Source organism: Rhizobium chutanense (genome assembly GCF_002531935.1).
In the GTDB taxonomy this organism is placed as follows: domain Bacteria; phylum Pseudomonadota; class Alphaproteobacteria; order Rhizobiales; family Rhizobiaceae; genus Rhizobium; species Rhizobium chutanense.
Window position 1 is genome coordinate 31,428 of the sequence record NZ_NWSV01000018.1, and the last position, 13,797, is coordinate 45,224.

At 60.6% G+C, this 13,797-nt stretch carries 15 protein-coding genes; 6 read left to right on the plus strand and 9 right to left on the minus strand.

Annotated features, from left to right (window positions below):
* Window positions 1-59: 59 nt before the first annotated feature.
* From tsf to CO666_RS22630, 3 genes are all read right to left on the minus strand, one after another.
* Window positions 60-986, minus strand: a complete 927-nt coding sequence (gene tsf, locus CO666_RS22620) for a translation elongation factor Ts (protein WP_085737150.1) — start codon at window positions 984-986, stop codon at window positions 60-62.
* Window positions 987-1,225: 239 nt separating this feature from the next.
* The gene (gene rpsB, locus CO666_RS22625; protein WP_003573382.1) at window positions 1,226-1,993 is read right to left on the minus strand and encodes a 30S ribosomal protein S2; all 768 of its coding nucleotides are present in this window, start codon (window positions 1,991-1,993) and stop codon (window positions 1,226-1,228) included.
* Between the two features lie 283 nt (window positions 1,994-2,276).
* Window positions 2,277-3,113: a cell envelope integrity EipB family protein gene (locus CO666_RS22630; protein WP_097614423.1), complete on the minus strand. Its 837-nt coding sequence runs from the start codon at window positions 3,111-3,113 to the stop codon at window positions 2,277-2,279.
* A gap of 136 nt (window positions 3,114-3,249) precedes the next feature.
* Here CO666_RS22630 and CO666_RS22635 point away from each other — a divergent pair, with 136 nt between their 5' ends.
* The 4 genes from CO666_RS22635 to CO666_RS22650 all read left to right on the plus strand — a co-directional run bounded on the left by CO666_RS22635 (window position 3,250) and on the right by CO666_RS22650 (window position 6,241).
* Window positions 3,250-3,720, plus strand: coding sequence for a RidA family protein (locus CO666_RS22635; protein ID WP_097614424.1), 471 nt, complete (start codon window positions 3,250-3,252; stop codon window positions 3,718-3,720).
* Window positions 3,717-4,433 (plus strand): glycerophosphodiester phosphodiesterase, encoded by a 717-nt coding sequence (locus CO666_RS22640; protein WP_097614425.1) that lies wholly within the window; start codon window positions 3,717-3,719, stop codon window positions 4,431-4,433. Before CO666_RS22635 ends, CO666_RS22640 begins: the two co-directional genes overlap by 4 nt.
* A 78-nt stretch (window positions 4,434-4,511) precedes the next feature.
* Window positions 4,512-5,702, plus strand: a complete 1,191-nt coding sequence (locus tag CO666_RS22645) for a GNAT family N-acetyltransferase (protein WP_097614426.1) — start codon at window positions 4,512-4,514, stop codon at window positions 5,700-5,702.
* Window positions 5,703-5,809: 107 nt separating this feature from the next.
* A complete protein-coding gene (locus CO666_RS22650) occupies window positions 5,810-6,241 on the plus strand; it encodes an HIT family protein (protein ID WP_097614427.1) in 432 nt (143 codons plus the stop codon).
* 75 nt (window positions 6,242-6,316) lie between these two features.
* Here the strand turns inward: CO666_RS22650 and clpA are convergent, their stop codons facing one another.
* From clpA to CO666_RS22680, 6 genes are all read right to left on the minus strand, one after another.
* The gene (clpA, locus tag CO666_RS22655) at window positions 6,317-8,809 is read right to left on the minus strand and encodes an ATP-dependent Clp protease ATP-binding subunit ClpA (protein ID WP_097614428.1); all 2,493 of its coding nucleotides are present in this window, start codon (window positions 8,807-8,809) and stop codon (window positions 6,317-6,319) included.
* 10 nt (window positions 8,810-8,819) lie between these two features.
* Complete coding sequence (clpS, locus tag CO666_RS22660; protein ID WP_037094677.1) at window positions 8,820-9,170, minus strand: ATP-dependent Clp protease adapter ClpS; 351 nt, start codon at window positions 9,168-9,170, stop codon at window positions 8,820-8,822.
* 276 nt (window positions 9,171-9,446) lie between these two features.
* On the minus strand, window positions 9,447-9,818 hold the full coding sequence (locus CO666_RS22665; RefSeq protein WP_097614429.1) for a phasin family protein: 372 nt from the start codon (window positions 9,816-9,818) through the stop codon (window positions 9,447-9,449).
* 273 nt (window positions 9,819-10,091) lie between these two features.
* Complete coding sequence (locus tag CO666_RS22670) at window positions 10,092-10,295, minus strand: DUF3126 family protein (protein ID WP_085737140.1); 204 nt, start codon at window positions 10,293-10,295, stop codon at window positions 10,092-10,094.
* A 138-nt stretch (window positions 10,296-10,433) separates the two neighbouring features.
* Window positions 10,434-11,267: a serine O-acetyltransferase gene (gene cysE / locus CO666_RS22675; RefSeq protein ID WP_097614430.1), complete on the minus strand. Its 834-nt coding sequence runs from the start codon at window positions 11,265-11,267 to the stop codon at window positions 10,434-10,436.
* A 129-nt stretch (window positions 11,268-11,396) separates the two neighbouring features.
* Complete coding sequence (locus CO666_RS22680) at window positions 11,397-12,182, minus strand: alpha/beta fold hydrolase (RefSeq protein ID WP_097614431.1); 786 nt, start codon at window positions 12,180-12,182, stop codon at window positions 11,397-11,399.
* Window positions 12,183-12,339: 157 nt separating this feature from the next.
* Here CO666_RS22680 and CO666_RS22685 point away from each other — a divergent pair, with 157 nt between their 5' ends.
* Entirely contained in the window at window positions 12,340-12,585 is a 246-nt protein-coding gene (locus tag CO666_RS22685) for a zinc-finger domain-containing protein (protein ID WP_085737137.1), read from the plus strand.
* Window positions 12,586-12,612: 27 nt separating this feature from the next.
* Window positions 12,613-13,764: an FAD-dependent monooxygenase gene (locus CO666_RS22690; RefSeq protein ID WP_097614432.1), complete on the plus strand. Its 1,152-nt coding sequence runs from the start codon at window positions 12,613-12,615 to the stop codon at window positions 13,762-13,764.
* Window positions 13,765-13,797: the final 33 nt, after the last annotated feature.

A 13,797-nucleotide genomic window follows, 5' to 3' on the forward strand; every position in this document is an offset into this window, starting at 1 on the left:
ACGAAGGGCACCGCGTTGTCACGCGATGCCCTGGCGTTTTCCCAATTATGGCTGGAAGATCAACCCTTGACGGCAGCCGCAACTTCAGCCGCGAAATCGGTCTCTTCCTTCTCGACGCCTTCGCCGAGCAGGAGACGGGCCATACCGGCGACTTCGATCGGCGCGCCGACGGCCTTTTCAGCTTCCTTGATGGCGGCTGCAACGGTCAGGTCGGGATTGATGACGAAAGCCTGCGAGAGAAGAGCGACTTCCTCGAAGAACTTGCGCATGCGGCCGTCGACCATCTTCTCGATGATGTTGTCAGGCTTGCCGGAAGCGCGCGACTGCTCGATGAAGACGTTGCGCTCGCGCTCGGCGACGGCGGCATCGACTTCTTCCGGGCGGATCGCCAGCGGCGCCGTGGCGGCGATGTGCATGGCGACCTGGCGGCCGATTGCGTTCAGAGCTTCCTTGTCGCCGGTCGACTTCAGGGCAACGAGCACGCCGAGCTTGCCGAGGCCGTCGGAAACAGCATTGTGGATATAGGTGGCGACGACGCCGTCCTCGACGGAGAGCGCGACCGAACGGCGGAGATTCATGTTCTCGCCGATGGTTGCGATCGCGTCCTTGATCGTGTCGGAAACGGACTTGCCCGATGCCGGGTAGGCCGCAGCCGCAACGGCGTCGACGGTGCCGCTTGTGGAGACGGCGACCTTGGCGATGCCGCGGACGAGATCCTGGAAGGCATCGTTACGGGCGACGAAGTCGGTTTCGGAATTGACTTCGACGACAACCGCCTTGGTGCCCTGGCTCGAAACGCCGACGAGGCCTTCGGCAGCGGTGCGGCCGGACTTCTTGTCGGCCTTGGCGATGCCCTTGGCGCGCAGCCAGTCGATCGCCGCTTCCATGTCGCCACCGGTTTCGGCAAGAGCCTTCTTGCAGTCCATCATGCCTGCGCCGGTCTTTTCGCGCAGTTCCTTCACCATTGCAGCCGTAATCTCGCTCATTAGCTTCCTCTTGTCGGTTCAAACGGTGGACCGCAAAGCGCGGCTCGGCACCGGATTGAGGCACGAAATGTACCTGTATGTATGACAGCGTGATGAAGACGCGTCATAACGAAACTTGTCTGGCGAAAGGTTTGGCGCTCTCGCCCTGAAACAGGCAAGGCCGCCGAACTTCGATGAGTCGCGAGCGGCCTTGTCCCAGTCTGTAAGCTTTGGCGGAGCTTTCGATCCGCCTGCTTTCATCAGCCTTCGGCTGCTTCCTCGAGAGCCGGCTCGACCGGAACTTCAGAGGATGCGCCGAGATCGCGACCAGACGAGCTCTGCTGACGCGCGATACCGTCGATGGCGGCGCGGGAGATCAGCTCGCAGTAGAGAGCGATGGCGCGCGATGCGTCGTCATTGCCCGGGATCGGATAGTCGATCAGGTCCGGATCGCAGTTCGAATCGATGATGGCGACAACCGGGATGCCGAGGCGCTTGGCTTCGTCGATCGCGATCTTTTCCTTGTTGGTGTCGATGATGAACATCAGGTCCGGGGTGCCGCCCATATCGCGGATACCGCCGAGAGCCTTGTCGAGCTTTTCGCGCTCGCGCTCGAGGTTCAGGCGTTCCTTCTTGGTGAAGCCCTGGGCTTCGCCATTGAGGATCTCATCGAGCTTGCGCAGGCGCTGGATCGAGTTGGAGATCGTCTTCCAGTTCGTCATCATGCCGCCGAGCCAGCGCGAGTTGACGTAGTACTGGGCCGAACGCTTGGCGCTGTCGGCGATGATCTCGGACGCCTGGCGCTTGGTGCCGACGAAGAGAACGCGGCCGCCGCGAGCAACGGTGTCGCTGACGACCTGAAGGGCGCGCGACAGCATCGGAACGGTCTGGGCCAGATCGATGATGTGGATGTTGTTACGATCGCCGAAAATGTACGGCTTCATCTTCGGGTTCCAGCGGTGCGTCTGGTGGCCGAAGTGGACGCCTGCTTCGAGAAGCTGGCGCATAGAGAAATCGGGCAATGCCATGCCTTTTTATCCTTTTCCGGTTGAACCTCCGCAAGGCGAACAGCATCCTCTTCGAGGATGCCACCGGGCGGAACGATCCGGATTTCTCCCGGACAATCCCATGCCTTACGTGTGGAATGGTGGTGCCCATACATTCGATTTGCCGCAAAAGCAAGGCTTATGCCAAAAAATCCGACTTCATTCGCCTCAGCCTGCCAACATCGACAGGAGCGACAGCATGACGCCGGCGTCGGACATCGGCAGGACGGCGTCGACCTCGGTCAGGACAAGCGCGATCTCGCGCCTACTTGCAAACCTCGGCGTTGCGGTCGAGCAGTTCCAGCTTGGCGAGCTTGCCGGTCAGGACGAAATCGCCGTAATCCATCGTCAGGTCGCGGGTGATGCCGTTCTCATAGAGCTTGAACGACATGCGGTAGACCGGCAAGGCATCCGATTTCGCATTCTCGTTGAAATAGGCGATCGTCACCGGCCAGAAGGCCGCTTTTGAGAAGGCGCCGGCATTGCCGGCATCGGCCTCCTCGGCGACCGGCGTCTGCTGCTTGCCGACGATCGTCGTCGTCACCAGCGATTTGTCGCCGTCGTCGGAGCCGTCGAAGACGCGCGCCTCGAAGAAGCGCTTGCCGTCCTTGGCGTGCTGGATCACGTCGAGCATATGCTCGGTGGGAAAACGGCTTTCGGCCAGCTGCAATTCGCGGCTCGACGGCTGCTTGAGATCGACCTTGACGCCATCCGGCTGATCCTCGGCCGCGCCATTGACCTCCTTGTCGAGCTGTTGGTCGGTGAAGGATTTGGTGTCGAAGGTGAACTTGCCGTCCTTGAGATTCTCGAAGGTCTTCGTCTGCTGGTCGCTGACGCGCACGCTGTCGCCGGTGTCGATCTGCGTCACGAAGCGGAAATTGGTGGTGAAGCCCTGGCAGTAGTTGCCGTCGAACTCATAGACCATGCGACCATACATGCCGGCAATGCCGGAACGATCCGACGCATCCTTCAGTTCCAGGTCGTAGACCGCGCGATGTGCGACGAGGCCGGTCGCGATCGCAGCGCTTACCGCAGGCGCAGCCGCCCATGCATTGGCGGAAACGCTGGCGAGAAGCAAAGCGACAAGACCTGATCGGAACATTCATTAACTCCTGTTGGACTCGGTCGCGATGTTATAAGAACGCTTTCGGCCAAATCGAGGCTCGAACCTGTCATATTAAAGATTCCAGTCTTGATGCATAATTTTTGAAGAATTGACAACAAAAGCGGAGACGAAAATGTCCGATGAAATTGCATCACGCCTGACTGAGATGGGGATAACCCTGCCCGAAGCCGCAGCCCCTGCTGCAAATTACGTTCCCTACGTCATCAGCGGCAATCTTCTCTATATCTCCGGCCAGCTGCCGCTCGAAGGCGGCAAGATCGCTGTGTCGGGCCATCTCGGCAAGACCGTCGACGTGGCGAGCGGCCAGCGCGGCGCCGAACTCTGCGCCATCAACATTCTTGCCCAGGCGAAGGCGGCCCTTGGTGGCGATCTCGGCCGTATCCGGCGCGTCATCAAGCTGAACGGCTTCGTCGCCTCGGCGCCCGACTTCGTCGAGCAGCATCTCGTCATCAACGGCGCTTCCAACCTGATTGCCGGCGTGCTCGGCGAGGCCGGCAAACATGCCCGTGCCGCCGTCGGCATGGCCGCCCTGCCCCTGAACGCCGCCGTCGAAATCGATGCTATCATGGAAATCGAAGAATGACCAATGCAGCCTGGATCAGGGACCTGCCGGTCGCCCATCGCGGCTATCACGACCTCAACCGAGACGTCTGGGAAAACACGCTTTCGGCCTTTTCGCGCGCCGTCGAAGCCGGCTTTGCGATCGAATGCGATCTGCATTACGCCTCCGACGGCGTGCCGGTCGTCTTTCACGACGAGGACCTGCAGCGCCTGTGCAACCTCAACGGCGATGTGCGCGAGCGCACCTCCAGGGAACTCGGACTGATCGCAATCGGCGGCACCAGCGACAAGGTGCCGACGCTCAGCCAGCTTCTCGATCTCGTCCAGGGCAAGGTGCCGCTGGTGCTGGAACTCAAGGGTCGCGAGACCGATGACGAAGGTTTTGCCGAAGCCGTCCTCGAAGTGCTTCAAGGCTATCAGGGCAAAGTGGCGCTGATGAGCTTCGACCATTGGCTGTTGCGCGATCTGAAGGCGCTTGGCTCACCCTACCCGCTCGGCCTGACCGCCGAGGGCAAGACTGCGGAGGCGTTCGCGACGCATGCGGCTGCAATGGAGATCGGTCTCGATTTCATCTCCTACTATTATGACGACCTGCCGAACGCCTTCATCACCGGCGAACGCGACAAGGGCATTCCCGTCATTACCTGGACGGTGCGCGACGAAGAGGCGCGCCGGCGGACTTTCGCCGATGCAGACCAGATGACCTTCGAAGGTTTCGACCCGCGTGCGGTTTGACGCTCGCTTTTTGGCCAAGATCATGCGCAGACTGAAACAGAGCCGAGACCATCCTCCCACAGGCTTTGCATCTGCCGCATGACCGACGAATTATCCATTCGCGTAGAACGCTCCTTCACCGCGATTTCCCCGGAGAGCTGGTCCAGGCTTTCCGGGGCGTCGAAGAGTGGCGCCACGCTTGCCTACAACCCCTTTGTTTCGCATGCCTTTTTGTCGTCGCTGGAAGAGTCCGGTTCGGCCAGCGCCGAGACCGGCTGGCTCGGACACCACCTGCTGCTCGAGACCGATCGCGGCGAGTTGATCGGCGCCCTGCCCGGCTACCTCAAGAACCACAGCCAGGGCGAATATGTCTTCGACCATGGCTGGGCCGATGCCTTCGAGCGGGCCGGCGGGCGTTATTATCCCAAACTTCAATGCTCTATTCCGTTCACGCCGGCGACAGGCCCGCGTCTTCTTGTCGCCGAAGGCCTGCAGCGGCTGCCGATCCAGAGCGCGATCGCCGAAAGCCTGAAAGAGGTCGTGCGCCGGCTCGGCATCTCCTCGGCCCACGTCACCTTCGTGCCGGATGAGGAGATCGGCGTCTTCGAGATGGACGGCTATCTCCACCGTACCGACCAGCAGTTCCATTTCATCAACGACGGCTATGCCGACCACGAGGCGTTTCTCGAAACGCTCGCCTCGCGCAAACGCAAGGCGCTGCGCAAGGAGCGCCGCGCCGCGCTCGAAAACGGCATCAGCATCGACTGGCTCACCGGCCGCGACCTGACGGAACGCATCTGGGATCAGTTCTTCAAATTCTACATCGATACCGGCGGCCGCAAATGGGGCCGGCCCTACCTCACCCGCAAGTTCTATTCGCTGATCGGCGAGCGCATGGCCGACGACATCCTGCTGGTCATGGCCAAACGCGACGGGCGTTATATTGCCGGCGCGATCAACTTTATCGGCGGCGATACGCTCTATGGCCGTCACTGGGGCTGTATCGAGGATCACCCCTTCCTGCATTTCGAGGTCTGCTATCACCAGGCGATCGACTTTGCGCTTTCGAAAGGGCTGAAACGGGTCGAGGCCGGCGCCCAGGGCGAACACAAGCTCGCCCGCGGTTACCTGCCGGTGACGACACATTCCGCCCATTATATCGCTCATGCCGGCCTGCGCCGGGCGATCGGCGATTATCTCGCGCGCGAACGCGCCGATGTCGAGCAGATGAGCGAGGTGTTCACCGAGCACAGCCCGTTCCGCAAGGGCGAGCGCCTGCAGGAGGATTGACGCCGCCCTGCCGGCCGCGCTACCCCCTGCATAACTCCTTAAATCGGAATCGATTTAAGGAGTTATGCAGTCATTCGAAATGCTGTAGGAACCGAGGAGATTTCGTGATGACCAGCCCGGCCGACTATGACGACAACAACATCTTCGCCAAGATCCTGCGCGGCGAAATTCCCTCGCACCGGATCTACGAGGACGCCCATACCGTCGCCTTCATGGATGTGATGCCGCAGGCGCCGGGCCATGTGCTCGTCGTTCCCAAGGCGCCCTCCCGCAATATCCTCGACGCCGATCCCGCCACCCTCGCCCATGCCATCACCGTCGTCCAGAAGGTCGCCCAGGCGGTCCAAGAGGTTTTCGACGCCGATGGCGTGTTCATCGCCCAGTTCAACGAACCCGCCGCAGGGCAGACGGTGTTCCATCTGCATTTCCACGTCATCCCCCGCCATGAGGGCCTCGCCCTCAAGCCGCATTCCGGCAGGATGGAAGATGGCGCCGTGCTTGCGGCCAATGCCGAAAAGATCAGGGCGGCACTGGCGTAGGGTCGCCCTGTCGGTTTCAACCAAAAACAAAAAAGGCCGCGGGTGACGCGGCCTTTTCCATTCTGTGACGAAATCTCACTTCTTGCGTGGAACCTTCGGAACCGTGCTGCCCTTCTTGGGCGCATCGCGGACCTCGGGCTCGGCCTGCGGTACGGTCTTGGCGCGGGTCTTGGGCGCTGCCTTGGTCTTCAGCTCGCCATCGCCCTCGTCGTCGGCTTCGGGATGGACGACCTCGGCTTCCGGCTTCGGCTTGATCGGCGCCGTATCCGGAATGGCTTCCAGCACGATGCCGGGCTTGCCGTCTTCCTTCGGGCCGACGCTGACGTTGACGACGCCGCCCTTCTTCAGCTTGCCGAAGAGGATTTCGTTGGCCAGCGGCTTCTTGATCGTGTCCTGGATGACGCGGGCAAGCGGGCGGGCGCCCATCTTCTCGTCGTAACCCTTTTCCGCCAACCAGGCGATCGCGTCCGCATGCAGGTCGAAGGTGACGTTCCTTTCGGAAAGCTGGGCCTCCAGCTGCATGATGAACTTCTGCACGACCTTGTGGATGACAGCCGTCGGCAGCGCCGCAAACGGGATGATCGCGTCGAGACGATTGCGGAACTCCGGCGTGAACAGACGGGTCAGCGCCTCCTCGTCCTCGCCGGTGCGCTTGGACGAGCCGAAGCCGATCGCCGCCTTGGCCATTTCGGAGGCGCCCGCATTGGTCGTCATGATCAGGATGACGTTGCGGAAGTCGATCTTCTTGCCGTTATGGTCGGTCAGCGTGCCGTGGTCCATGACCTGCAGCAGGATATTGTAGATATCCGGATGCGCCTTCTCGATTTCGTCGAGCAGGACCACGCAATGCGGGTGCTGGTCGACGCCATCGGTGAGCAGACCGCCCTGGTCGAAACCGACATAGCCGGGAGGCGCTCCGAGCAGACGCGACACCGTGTGCCGTTCCATATATTCCGACATGTCGAAGCGCAGAAGCTCGACGCCGAGAGACGATGCCAGCTGCTTTGCCACCTCGGTCTTGCCGACGCCGGTCGGGCCGGAGAAGACATAGGCGCCGATCGGCTTGTTCGGCTCGCGAAGGCCGGCACGTGCCAGCTTGATCGAGGTCGAAAGGGCTTCGATCGCGATATCCTGGCCGTAGACGACCGAACGCAGTTCCTGCTCGAGATTGGCAAGCACCGCTTCGTCGTCCTTGGAGACGGTCTTCGGCGGAATACGCGCCATGGTGGCGACCGTTGCCTCGATCTCCTTTTCGGTGATCAGCTTGCGGCGCTTCGACGGCGGCAGCAGCATCTGGGCCGCACCCGTTTCGTCGATCACGTCGATCGCCTTATCAGGCAGCTTGCGGTCGGAGATGTAGCGGGCCGAGAGTTCGACGGCCGATTTGATGGCATCGTTCGAATAGCGCAGGTGGTGATACTCTTCGAAATAGGGCTTCAGGCCCTTCATGATCTCGATGGCATCATCGATCGACGGCTCGCTGACGTCGATCTTCTGGAAACGGCGGACCAGCGCCCGGTCCTTCTCGAAGAACTGGCGGTATTCCTTGTAGGTGGTCGAACCGATGCAACGGATCGCGCCCGACGACAAAGCCGGCTTCAGGAGGTTCGATGCATCCATCGCGCCACCGGAGGTGGCGCCGGCGCCGATCACCGTATGGATCTCGTCGATGAAGAGCACGGCGCCCGGATATTCTTCCAGCTCCTTGACGACCTGCTTCAGGCGCTCCTCGAAATCGCCGCGGTAGCGCGTGCCGGCGAGCAGCGTGCCCATATCCAGCGAGAAGATCGTCGCATCGGCGAGCGCTTCGGGAACCTTGCCTTCGACGATGCGCTTGGCAAGGCCTTCGGCAATCGCCGTCTTGCCAACGCCGGGATCACCGACATAGAGCGGATTGTTCTTCGAACGGCGGCACAGGATCTGGATGGTGCGGCTGACCTCGGCGTGACGGCCGATGAGCGGGTCGATCTTGCCGCCCTTGGCCTTCTCGTTGAGATTGACGCAATAGGCTTTCAGCGCATCCTGCTGCTTCTTGGGGCCACCCTCCTCCTCGCCGCCGCGCGCCGTCGGCTTGCTGCTTTCGGCTTCGTCCTCGGCGCCGCGCGGCGGGCGTGCTTCCGAAGCGCCGGGGCGCTTGCCGATGCCGTGGGAGATATAGTTGACGGCGTCGTAGCGGGTCATCTCCTGTTCCTGCAGGAAATAGGCGGCATGGCTTTCGCGCTCGGCGAAGATCGCGACGAGCACATTGGCGCCGGTCACTTCTTCGCGGCCGGAAGATTGCACGTGGATGACGGCACGCTGGATGACACGCTGGAAACCGGAGGTCGGCTTCGAATCCTCGTCATAACCGGTGATCAGATTGGACAGTTCATTATCGACATATTCGACGAGCGTCTTGCGCAGCGCGTCGAGATCGACATTGCAGGCCCCCATGACCGCGGCCGCATCGGCATCGTCGATCAGGGCGAGCAGCAGATGCTCGAGCGTGGCATATTCGTGGTGCCGCTCGTTGGCAAAGGTCAGTGCCTGATGGAGCGCCTTCTCTAAGCTAGGCGAAAATGTTGGCACGTTCAGATCCTCACTTCTTTTCCATGACGCATTGCAGCGGATGCTGGTGCTGCCGGGCGAAGTCCATCACCTGGCTGACCTTCGTTTCCGCTACCTCGTATGTGAATATTCCGCATTCGCCGACGCCGTGGTTATGGACATGGAGCATGATGCGGGTGGCACTTTCACGATCCTTTTGAAAAAAACGCTCCAGAATATGGATGACGAATTCCATGGGCGTGTAGTCGTCATTCAAAAGCAGCACGCGGTAGAGATTGGGCTTCTTGGTCTTCGGCTTGGTGCGCGTGATGACCGAGGTTCGATTTCCGTTCTCCCCGTTCCTTTCGCTATCGTTCTGCATCCGGATCGGCTTTGCGATCATTGTCATTCATTCCTCAAGCAATCCGGCGGAGCATGGGAGGGTGCTTTTTCCGCCGAATATCTGAAACACTAACTTAGTTCATAATAGGCCGATTTTAAGCCCCCTGTCAGTCACTGCAATCAAGAAATGGCCGGCATGCACGGGAAAGACTAAAAAAGTCCCCGGCCGATCCATGCAGACGCTGCGGCGAAAGTGGAAACAAAAAAGACCGGCTACAGATGCGTAGCCGGTCTCGGTATTTCAACATATAGCGCAGGTTGCACTATTAAAATCAAATCATGCGGCGGCAGGTGTTGCCGGCGGTGCCTGGCGAGTCGCCTTGGTGACGGCAGCAGCGATCGGCGCCTCATAAGGCTTGTAAGCGGATTTGGCGAGATCGGCATACATTTCACCGAGCTTCGTCGTCTCGGAGACCAAGCCTTCGAAATACGCCCTGACGTAGTTGGTCTGCAGTTCGAAAGCGGCCTCGAAGCTCTTGACGCCGGCCAGCGTTTCGAAATGCGTCACCGCGTCCTGAAAGGATTTCTTCGAATAGTCAGCGGCTTCGGCGGCGATCGCCTGGAATCCCCTGGTCGTTTCGGAATAGGTTTTCAGCGCCGTATCGACGGCTTCCTTGCTCTTCCTGTTTGCATCGTCAAAGTTGAACATGACCGTCCTCCGTTGGGCTGTGGGATGGCGGCAGGGTAGCTGCAACGCACAAATAGTCAAGTAGTCTTGTGCATTGCAAAACATTCACAGGTTGCATTACAAAAAGATAACAAAGCATGCGCGCCGGGGCACGTACGTCTTTAACTGATTTTGCTAATATATATCAGAATGCCACAACCGGAAGCTTCAAAAAAAATTTGGCTCGGCGGCGAAAAAAATAAAAGAGACCGGGCGGAATGCGCCGCCCGGTCGTCTTGAAACATTCGAACGCGATCAAAGATCGACGTCGAGGATCGCCATCGAAAAGTTGTAGGAGCGGTCGCCGTCCTCGTCATCGACATAGACGACGCCCAGAAATTCTTCGCCGAGATAGACTTCCGCAGAATCATTCTTGCGCGGACGCGCCTTGACGACGATCTGCGGGTTCAACATGCGTTTGAAATAGGCGTCGAGCTTCTTGATTTCTTCTGGCTTCACTCTGTCATCTCCGTAAACGGTCTTGATTGGCCGCTTCTTGCACAGGAAAAGCAGCGGTGTAAAGGCAAGGGTGACCGCTTGGCGATTTCTGTCCCCGCTCCGGTTCCGCCGGCTTTTCTTTCCTTTTCCAACAGGCGCTCAGATATCGGCGCCGATGACCTGGTCCATGTTGCGCGACGGTTCGGAACAACCGGCTTCGCCGACGACCTTGGCCGGTACGCCGGCGACCGTCTTCTTGGGCGGCACTTCCTTCAAGACGACCGAGCCGGCTGCGATGCGCGAGCAGTAGCCGATCTCGATATTGCCGAGGATCTTGGCGCCGGCGCCGATCATGACGCCGCTACCGATCTTCGGATGGCGGTCGGCGCCCTCCTTGCCGGTGCCGCCGAGTGTGACGCCGTGCAGGATCGAGACGTTGTCGCCGATGACAGCCGTCTCGCCGACGACGAGGCCGGTGGCGTGATCGAGGAAGATGCCCTTACCGATGCGGGCGGCCGGATTGATGTCGGTCTGGAAGACGCTGGAGGAGCGGCTCTGCAGATAGAGCGCGAAATCACGCCGGCCGCGGTTCAGCAGCCAATGGGCCAGACGATGCGTCTGCAGCGCATGGAAGCCCTTGAAATAGAGCACGGCTTCCATGAAACGCAGGCAGGCGGGATCGCGGTCGTAGATCGCCTGGATATCGACACGCAGGATGGAGCTCCATTCCGGCCAGTCGAGCAGCATTTCCTCGAAGGTCTGACGAAGCAGGTTCGCCTGCATGTCGGGATGATCGAGACGTTCGCAGATGCGGTGGATGACGCATTCCTCGAGCGAATGGTAGTTGATCACCGTCGAATAGAGGAAGGCGGCGAGAACCGGATCCCGTTCGGCAGCGAGCCGGGCTTCCTCGCGCAGGCTGTCCCAGATGGGATCCATCACCTTCAGCGGATGGCCCGTCTCAAAAGCACGGATGTCAGTCTTTGCGACCATCGCCGCTCTCCTCGTTGCCATCAGGAAGGCCGTTTTCGGAATGCCAATATATAGAGGAAAACGCCAATAACATAAATGGGTGCCCTCGCCATCGTTTTTTAGATGAGGTTTTACGGCATCACGATGATGTCACTGCCCGGCGACGTTCACGTAGAAGGCCAGAACCGCGTGCTTGAAAACCTTGTCGCCGACGGCAAGCATATGATCGCGGCCCGGAATATCGAGCGCTTCGGCATTGGGCATCAGCGCCGCCAGTTCCTGCGGTGAGCCGGCAATATCGTCCTTGGTGCCGACGCCGATCAGGGTCGGCATGTCGAGCTTTCCCATATCCGCGCGGGGCACGAGATCACGCGAGCCGCGGATGCATTGGGCAAGGGCGACACGGTCGCTTTTCGTTTGCTCGGCAAAGGCGCGGAACATGCGGCCGCGGTCATGCGTCACCGCATCCAACGAGGGAGCCAGCAGCGCCTCGGCGATCGGGTCCCAATCGCCGACGCCGTCGGTCATGCCGATACCGAGGCCGCCGAGCACCAGCGAGCGGACGCGATGCGGGTTGGCAAGGGCGGCAAAGACGGAAATGCGCGCGCCCATGGAATAGCCCATGACATTGGCTTCCGGAATGCCCAGATGATCCAGCAACGCGATCGCATCGCCCGCCATCACCCAGGGACGATAGGCTTCGGCATCATGCGGCTTGTCGCTGGCGCCGTGGCCGCGATTGTCGATGGCGATCACCCGGTAGCCGGCGTCACCCAGCGTCTTCAGCCAGCCTGGATGCACCCAGTTGACGTTTGCCGTCGAGGCAAAACCGTGGATCAACAAGACGGGCACGCCGGAAGGATCGCCTTCGTCGAAAAAGGCCAGTTTCAATCCGTCATGGGTGAAGCTTGAAAATGTGGGCGTATTCAGGTTCATCGGGTCTTCCTTTTGGCGCGACCATAATCGAGCCATCTTTCAGCGTGAAGCCAAAAACTGCGGCTAAAAACTGTGCCCGTTGCGGCGCTTTGGCTCTACACATTTGCGGCGAAGACTTATAAGGTCCGCGCAGATTTCAAAGCATTCGGAGAGCGACATGGCCGGCCACAACATTCCCCACTTCCAGAACGACGGCGGTCACCGCGTTATCGAAGTCGGCGTCAAGGAATTCATGTGCACCGGCGCTTCGGCCCCCTACGACCATCCGCATATCTTCATCGACATGGGCGACGATAACGAGAAGGTCTGCTCCTACTGCTCGACGCTCTATCGCTTCAATTCGGCGCTCAAGCCGAGCCAGACCAATCCGGCCGGCTGCGTTTTCCACGTGAAGGCGGCGTAGCCGATCCAGCTCGGGATCGGACGGACAATGCCGGTCGAACATGCCGCCATCATCGGCGCCGGGATATCCGGGCTGACTGCCGCCCTTTCGCTTTCGCGGCGCGGCATCAGCTCGGAGATTTTCGAGCAGGCGGATGAACTCACCGAAATCGGCGCCGGATTGCAGATCTCCCCCAACGCCTCCCGCATCCTTGCCGAACTCGGCATTCTTGAAGAACTCTCGAAGGTCTGGCTCGAGCCGGAGACGATCCGGCTGATATCCGGCAGCTCGCTGCGCCAGCTCGCGGCGGTGCCGGCAGGCAAATTCGCGCGACAGCGCTGGGGCGCTCCCTATGGGGTCCTGCATCGCACCACGTTGCAGAAAGTCCTTCTGACGGCGGTCGAGGCCGATCCGCTCTGCCGGCTTCATCTCGGTGTGCGCATGGAAACGGCCCTGCCGGCTTTCGAGCGGGCGGCCGATGTCGTCATTGGTGCCGACGGCGTCTGGTCGAAGCTCCGGCAAACCGTTGCCGATAGTCCCTCGCCGCGTTTTTCCGGCAATATCGCCTACCGCTTCACCATTGCCGAAGCGGAAACGCCGGGCTTTCTCGATCGGACAAGCGTTTGTGCTTTCCTCGGCGGCTCGGCGCATCTCGTCTGTTATCCGCTGAAAGAGACCGGCAGCTTCAACATGGTGGCGATCACCGCCGGCAACATCGCGCCGCAGGCCTGGCAAAGCGAGGCGACGGAAGAGCAGCGCGCCCAGCTCAGGACACGCTTTTCCGGCTGGAACGCCGCGATCGTCTCGCTCTTCGAAAACCGGAAGCTGACGTTCTGGCCGCTGTTCGAAACCACGTCGGGCGCATGGCAGGATGGCCGCGCGACGGTTCTGATCGGCGACGCCGCGCATGCGATGATGCCGTTTGCCGCCCAGGGTGCGGCCATGGCGATCGAGGACGGTTACGAACTTGCCGCGTTTCTTTCGAACCATCCGGTGTCGGAAGCGCTGGGGCTGTTCGAAAGACATCGAGCGCCGCGCATCGTTAGGCTTCGCCAGCGCGGCGCCTTCAACCGCTTTGCCTATCATGCGAAAGGGCCGATCCGGATCGGCCGCAATCTGGTGCTCGGGCTCAAGCCGCCGCAAAGCCTGGCTGCCGACCTCGATTGGATCTACGGCTACCAGGCTGTGCGCCAGCCATAAGCGCGGCAGACGCACCACTTCCGCTACGATCAA